The organism is Oceanispirochaeta sp., assembly GCF_027859075.1.
Classification (GTDB): Bacteria; Spirochaetota; Spirochaetia; order DSM-2461; family DSM-2461; genus Oceanispirochaeta.
Window position 1 is genome coordinate 1 of record NZ_JAQIBL010000173.1, and the last position, 5,380, is coordinate 5,380.

7 protein-coding genes are annotated in these 5,380 nt (G+C 46.9%); 3 read left to right on the top strand and 4 right to left on the bottom strand.

All coding sequences use genetic code 11. The features are described 5' to 3' along the window. The coding region (locus PF479_RS09565; RefSeq protein WP_367277220.1) for an NGG1p interacting factor NIF3 at window positions 1-328 on the top strand (328 nt) is incomplete at its 5' end. Window positions 329-334: 6 nt separating this feature from the next. Here PF479_RS09565 and PF479_RS09570 read toward each other — a convergent pair. After that, window positions 335-1,054, bottom strand: a complete 720-nt coding sequence (locus tag PF479_RS09570; RefSeq protein ID WP_298005500.1) for an RsmE family RNA methyltransferase — start codon at window positions 1,052-1,054, stop codon at window positions 335-337. Between the two features lie 159 nt (window positions 1,055-1,213). On the opposite strand from PF479_RS09570, the gene yhbY reads away from it, so the two are divergent. Beyond that, window positions 1,214-1,519, top strand: coding sequence for a ribosome assembly RNA-binding protein YhbY (yhbY, locus tag PF479_RS09575; protein WP_298005502.1), 306 nt, complete (start codon window positions 1,214-1,216; stop codon window positions 1,517-1,519). Between the two features lie 48 nt (window positions 1,520-1,567). On the opposite strand, the gene PF479_RS09580 is transcribed toward yhbY, so the two are convergent. Then, window positions 1,568-2,053, bottom strand: coding sequence for a cytidine/deoxycytidylate deaminase family protein (locus tag PF479_RS09580; RefSeq protein ID WP_298005505.1), 486 nt, complete (start codon window positions 2,051-2,053; stop codon window positions 1,568-1,570). Between the two features lie 119 nt (window positions 2,054-2,172). Between PF479_RS09580 and PF479_RS09585 the strand changes: the two genes are divergently transcribed. After that, on the top strand, window positions 2,173-2,538 hold the full coding sequence (locus PF479_RS09585; RefSeq protein ID WP_298005507.1) for a hypothetical protein: 366 nt from the start codon (window positions 2,173-2,175) through the stop codon (window positions 2,536-2,538). 84 nt (window positions 2,539-2,622) lie between these two features. Here the strand turns inward: PF479_RS09585 and PF479_RS09590 are convergent, their stop codons facing one another. Together PF479_RS09590 and PF479_RS09595 are read right to left on the bottom strand one after the other, a co-directional pair. Continuing rightward, on the bottom strand, window positions 2,623-4,281 hold the full coding sequence (locus tag PF479_RS09590; protein WP_298005510.1) for a diphosphate--fructose-6-phosphate 1-phosphotransferase: 1,659 nt from the start codon (window positions 4,279-4,281) through the stop codon (window positions 2,623-2,625). Between the two features lie 280 nt (window positions 4,282-4,561). Continuing rightward, window positions 4,562-5,380 (bottom strand): hypothetical protein (locus tag PF479_RS09595; RefSeq protein WP_298005512.1); only part of this gene is annotated, 819 nt, incomplete at its 5' end.

Genomic DNA, 5,380 nt, shown 5'->3' on the forward strand with positions numbered 1-5,380 from the left:
TGTTTTCATCCCATCCGGGGATAAAGAAAAGCTTAAGAATGCCCTCTTTGATGCGGGAGCCGGTGCTCTGGGCAATTACAGCCGATGCAGCTGGGAATGCGAGGGCACAGGCCAGTTCAAGCCGGGTCCGGGAAGTAATCCAGTTCTGGGCAATCAGACGACTCTGGAGACGGTGAAAGAGTTCAGAGTGGAAATGCTGGTCAGGGAAGAACTGGTTCCCCAATGTCTCGAGGCAGTCCGGAAAAATCATCCCTATGAGGAGCCGGCTTTTGAACTTGTCAAAGTCTTTATATCAGAAAGTGAACTCGAAGGGCAGGAGTGGCTTTAAGGGTTTTCAGATATATCCCAAAGACGCTTGTACCAGGGCACAGCCCATATGGGCTGCCGTTTCTGTTCTCAGCACCCGGTTTCCCAGGGAGCCGATGGTAAAGCCTCTTTCCTTAAAAATTTCTCTTTCCCTGTCGCTCCATCCCCTTTCGGGGCCAATGGCCAGTGTGCATTGTTTCTGCCGGGGCAGGTATGTCTTTAAGGGAAATTCAGGATTAATATTATCCATTGCCAGCAGATCAGTCTCATCCGGCAGATGATCAATGCACTTATAGAGGGAGTAGAATTTTTCTATCTCAGGCATCCGCGTGGATTCACCCTGAGCCATTCCCAGCAGAACCGCGTCCTTGTACTCTTCCCGGCTCCAGAGGCGGCTGGTCAGATAGGACTTTTCTCCCAGATCCGTAGCTGTAAAGAAAATCCTCTCTACCCCTGCGGCCGTCAGATCCCGGAGCAGCCTTTTGGCAGTGGGGGGACGGGGAATTCCGATGATCAGTGTCAGAGGGCAGAGGGCAGGCGGTTCCCTCTCTCCATGAAAGTCAAAGAGATAGGACCCTTCGGGCAGTATTTCCCTGATGACAGCCTTTCCCATCAGGCCGTTGATTATACCAGCATCCAGGCTGTCAGAAACTTTTGATTTGAGGATGCTGCGGATATGAACCGACCTGGGATCATCATAAGGGAGAGGATTTTTCCATTCCTCGGGGTTCAAAAGAAGTAAATTCATAGGACCTTCATTATATAGGGGTTCCAGACCTTTGTATATTTGGATTGAATTCTCTACACTGATACACTGGGGACTATGCTTTTATCGATGAAAATGGCATAGTCTTTTAGCTTAGAGAACCGGGTGAATATATACCGGTTGATCAGGAGAATTTTTTATATGGAACCGTTAAAAGGATTTCAGCGCCGTTTCCTCGGAAAAAAGGCACATAGTCTAAAGCCCGTTGTAATGATCGGTGGTAAGGGCCTGACAGAGGCTGTAATCAAGGCTGTGGATGCCGAGCTGGAAAATCATGAAATGATCAAGATTAAATTTGTTGACAATAAAGAAGCCAGGAAAGAACTGGCTGAAGAGCTTGTTCAAAAGACAGAGTCTCAGCTTGTACGGATCATTGGCAATATTGCCGTTGTCTACCGTCATCAGAAGGTGCATGAAAAGAGAATCTACCATGTTCCCAAAAGCTGAGACTCTGGAATACTGAAAAAAGGCTATCCCTGAGGGGACAGTCTTTTTTTATTGTTTCTCGTATTCCTGTACTTCTTCGAATTTGTATTCCAGATCAATTCCTGCCATCTTAAACATCTCTTCCGATTCCGCACCGGCATGATACTTCCGTTCACACACGATTCTGGTAATTCCACAGCTGATAATCAGCATGCAGCAGGTTCGGCAGGGTGTCATGCGGCAGTAGAGGGTGGCTCCTTCCAATGGAACACCCCGTTTGGCTGCCTGGCAGATGGCATTCTGTTCGGCATGAACAGTCCTGACGCAATGCTGGCTCTCATGTCCATCTTCGTGGATCATCGTCTTAAACTGATGACCCGCTTCATCGCAGTGGGGCAGTCCAGGAGGGGCACCCACATAACCGGTGACGAGTATCTGTTTGTCTTTGGCGATGACGCAACCGCTTCTTCCCCGGTCGCAAGTCGCCCTTTTGGATATGGCTTCGCAAACTTCCATAAAATATTCATCCCAACTGGGTCTTATATAGTCAGACAAGAGAGTACCTCCTCGGCAAAATAACTTCCTTTTAGTATAGTAGGAAAATCAAATTCTTAAAAACCCTCTTTCTTCCTTATTATCCAGGGAGAATGCGGGAACATCGGGGAGCAACCATAATGAGTACCAGTGATTTTGAAAGAAACTGTAAGCAGTTGAGAAAAAAATATAATTTTGAGAGCACCGAAGATTTCATGAATGATTTGAGTGATCTCTTTGTTAAGTCTATCGGTCAGGGGGAGGACTTCTCTCTGGAACTGATGGATTACTGTCTGAAGTCAGACAGTGTGGAAGATAAGGACATCGAGAGGCTTTCAGATATGGTGGATCTGTTTCATCTGGATTACAACAACGATTATAATCGCCTGGCTCTGGAAGACTGGGTATTTATAAAGGATCTGGTGAATGTCTGGGCTCTGGAAATGGACATGGATACGGTGACATACATCATGCAGCAGGTTGTTGATTCCGGTGCGTTTGACTGATGATCCTCCCTGTGGGTTTTGACTGATCCAGGGAGGACATCAATGACCCCACCGAAGGGCGGGGTCATATGATACTGTTTTCAATTAAGCTTTTTCGTATTTCAGGGTCTCCGTCGGCTGGTTGCAGACCTCATCGGGTCCATAGTACTGGATGGCTCCTGGGAAGGTAAAGGCTGTTTCCACGGCCCATACCTCTCTCTGTGCGGCAAAGGCTTTGAAGGGGGCTCCCTCCAGCTCTACCAGAGCTTTCTTGATCACCGGCTTCATCGAACCGTGTCTCCGTTCCATATTCATCATCATGGTCAGGGGACATCCACCGGGAACCCACTGGGCTGCAGGGTTCTGAAGATCAACCACGTTGGAGATATAACCGGTGAGGCCGTGAGACATCAGGATGAAGGCAGAATAGCCTAAAGTATAGCAGTAGTCTGAATCAAACTTGGAGGGGAAGGCACAGCGTCCTTCGTAGCCGAAGAAGTGAGCCAGGGCGCTGAAACTGCCCTTGAAGTCACCCTCCATTTTCATCTGAGTCAGTTTCTGTCCGACCATTTCTATCAGAAGCTTTTCGGTTTCGATTCTGGAAACCTGTACGTTTCCATGGGGATCTCTGTCCATCAGGAGCTGTTCCTGAATAGAACGGGGCAGGGCAGAGAAGACATAGGAAGAATCCCTGCTGAGCTGCTGATTCAGCCACTCCTGCTGGTCTTCCAGGGTCTTCAGAGTGGAGAAGTAGTCTGCATGCTGGGCCATCTTGTCATTCAGTTCCGAAATCAGGGCTCCTACTTCGGGGATAAACTCGATCAGACCTTCTGGAATCAGGGCGACTCCGAAGTTCATTCCTCTGGCGGATCTCTGGACTACCACATCCACAATCTGGTCTACGACCTGTTTCAGGGTCATTTTCCTGGCTTCCACCTCTTCTGAGATGATACAGATGTTGGGCTGTGTCTGAAGGGCGCATTCCAGACCGATGTGGGAGGCGCTTCGTCCCATCAGTTTGATAAAGTGCCAGTATTTTTTAGCAGAGTTGGCATCTTTTTCGATATTTCCAATGAGTTCTGAATAGGTCTTTGTCGCCGTATCGAAACCGAAGGATGTTTCAATGAATTCATTTTTCAGGTCACCGTCGATCGTCTTGGGACAACCTATGACGGTAATACCGGAATTCTGGGCTGCAAAGTATTCGGCCAGAACCGCTCCGTTCGTGTTGGAGTCGTCACCGCCGATGATGACCACACCGCTGATGCCGTATTTTCTACAGGTTGCCAGGGACTGTTCAAACTGGGCTTCCGATTCCAGTTTATCCCGGCCCGAACCGATGATGTCAAATCCTCCGGTGTTTCTATAGGCGTCCATCATGGCATTGTCAATTTCTACAAGTTTTTCATTCATAATCCCTGCGGGACCGCCCAGGAAACCGTAGAGTTTGGATTCGGGGTTGGATTTTTTCAGTCCGTCAAAGATTCCGGCAATGACATTGTGTCCGCCCGGGGCCTGTCCTCCCGAGAGGATGACTCCCAGGTTGATCTTTTCGCCGGCCCTGGGATTACTTCCCTTCACAAAACGGGCAATGGGATTGCCGTAGGTTTTGGTAAACAGTCCTTTCAGTTCTGCCTGATGGGAAATAGCCTCGGTGGGCTCTCCCATCTCACAGCTGATGTTTTTGATGTCTCCCTGCAGTACCGCAGGCAGTTTGGGCTGATAGGCATAACGTGCCTTCTGTAGAGGTGATAGTGTATTCATGATTGAACTCCTTGTGCTTGTCTACGGTCCCTGTCGGGACCTCGTATGCTGTCTCCGGGAAAGGATTTCTCCGGCTTCAGATTATGCGGATCTATTCTCAAAGAATATATAGACTTAAGATCCTCTTGTTCCCATAAATGTTATGTAAGTTTATACGAATTTTAAGGGGCCTCGTCAAGATGAATGAGGTTTTCTGTCTCTAACTGATAAAGTGGAAGGAGATAAAAAAGCCCGGACACCAAAGGCATCCGGGAACTGTATAAATTATCCAGTAGGAAAACTAGTTGAGGGGAACGATGAGCTGTAGAGCGACGCTTTCGAACTCAAAAAGGTTTTGCCCGTTGAGAGAAAAGTCCAATCTGTATTCATCGGGGAGGGGGACATAAAATCCATAGCTCATATCGATGGTGGATGTCCAATCTATATAATTTACAGACAAGGTTGTGTCATTATTTGCTGTGACAGCACCAGCTGCATCGGTGGTATCTGGAAATCTGAATTCATTCATCTGTTTTTTCCACATCAGATTTATTTCAGAACCCATCTGGAATCCGATAAACCACTTCTCCGGTTTCATTTCCATTGCGGATTTGAGTCGTAGGAGTACTTCATTGCTATAGATTTTATTAATCCCTCTATCTGCAGATGTTTCAACAGAAACACCAACAGATTTATCCGTTCGGGAATAACCCGTTTGGTATGGGTCTGATCTGTAAACATATTCGGTTTCCGGCTGTAGTCTGAACAGAAGCCAATCATTTGATGGCCTGAGATCGACAAAATAACGGGCACCCAGGGCAAAGTCAAATCCGGCCTTATAATCAAAACTAACATCATAAGTCGTTTCTGTTCCATTTGTGTCTTCGCTATAAGAGACTTCATTCTTATTATTTGACATATCAATCTTTATGTGAGGTGTTAATTCTCCTGCACCTAGTGGGAATGTCAGGTCGTAAAATACTCCATACATCATTTCTTTATCGATATTATCATATACTTGTTTGTAGTAGGTGTCCGCGGTTGTATCATTTTCATTATTCAGATAAGAATTGTTCGTACTTTCTGTTCCGAAATAAATTCCACCGTTATGCTTAAAATC

Coding starts and splice junctions, on each gene's coding strand:
- PF479_RS09570 (WP_298005500.1), bottom strand. CDS start 1,054: ATGAATTTACTTCTTTTGAACCCCGAGGAATGGAAAAATCCTCTCCCT.
- yhbY (WP_298005502.1), top strand. CDS start 1,214: ATGGAACCGTTAAAAGGATTTCAGCGCCGTTTCCTCGGAAAAAAGGCA.
- PF479_RS09585 (WP_298005507.1), top strand. CDS start 2,173: ATGAGTACCAGTGATTTTGAAAGAAACTGTAAGCAGTTGAGAAAAAAA.
- PF479_RS09590 (WP_298005510.1), bottom strand. CDS start 4,281: ATGAATACACTATCACCTCTACAGAAGGCACGTTATGCCTATCAGCCC.